General features: G+C 45.5%; 2 protein-coding genes. Both read right to left on the minus strand.

Annotated elements, in window-relative coordinates:
* On the minus strand, positions 1-708 hold a 708-nt coding region (locus ASC50_RS00775), incomplete at its 3' end, for a uroporphyrinogen decarboxylase family protein (RefSeq protein ID WP_158648224.1).
* The coding region (locus tag ASC50_RS00780) for an MFS transporter (RefSeq protein WP_056928583.1) at positions 686-1237 on the minus strand (552 nt) is incomplete at its 5' end. The genes ASC50_RS00780 and ASC50_RS00775, both read right to left, overlap by 23 nt.

Raw genomic sequence — 1237 nt, forward strand, 5'->3', positions numbered from 1 at the left:
GATATGAACCAGGTAGGAAGCGCCGCATTTATGCGTTTCTTCGATAATTTCCAATTCGGAAGGGACGGCAAATTGCGCATACATTTCTGGCGACACCATATCCGGTCCCGCCAGACTGTCGCCGTGTGAAATCATATCCGAACCCGCTTCCACCATCAACCGGATAAACTGCTTGCAGATGCCGATAGACCAATTGATTAACTGCATTGAACGTTCCTCGTCCATCAACATATCCATCATGAAAATGCCGGGTGTTCGCATCGCACAAGCCAATGAAAAAGGTGCCTGGTCGCAATTGCCTCTTAACCATATTTCATTACCGAAATATTTTTTCATGATTTTGATGGCTTCCACCGAATGTTGAATCCGCCGGTCGGAGGATATATCCTTTTCCGTCAATTGTTCAACCTCGTCCAACGATTGCAGTAACGGCTCATGGTTACGCGCCGGAGCATCTTCGGGATAATCCGTCGGCACACCCACCGAGCTGGCTATCAGTGCCGTATCGACATCAAACAGGATGCCATCCACCTGATATTTCTCCACAAACTGTATATGACATTTGGCAGCAATTTCCGGGTCTTCCCTGTATTGCTTCATGGTGTAACCGGCCTCACGCGCGGCAAGCATAAAATTGTGCAGCATCACCGGGCGTCTGTCAGGCATAATCCCATGCAAAGCAGCATTAATTCTTTCGTATCCGTTCATCTTTTTTATCTTTTAATGTATCATTATTTTTAATTTTCCAAATCTCTTCCATATCTTCCAGCGTTTTCCCTTTTGTTTCCGGAATCAGTTTCCATGCAAAAATGCACGACAACGCTGCCATGATGCCGAACAAACCAAAGGAAAAACCATGATTAAAGGTGTTGAGAAACCATTCGTTTTTATCAAGCAGTGGGAAAGTAGAAGACACCGCATAATTCGTTATCCACTGAACGGCAACCGCCACCGACATAATCCTGCTGCGAACAGCATTCGGGAACATCTCCGAAAGCAATACCCATACAATAGGTCCCCAAGAGAATGCAAAGGAAGCAACAAAGCCGAGCACACATATCAAGGCGAAAACACCAAGATTGTGCGTGTAGAAACAAGCAGCCAACACCATCATAAATACAGCCATACATATCGAACCAATCATAAGCAGAGGTTTGCGTCCGTACTTATCTACCGTGTAAATGGCTACAATGGTAAATGCAACATTGACAACGCCCACCAACACTGTTTGCAGCAT

It is taken from the genome of Candidatus Symbiothrix dinenymphae (assembly GCF_001431085.1).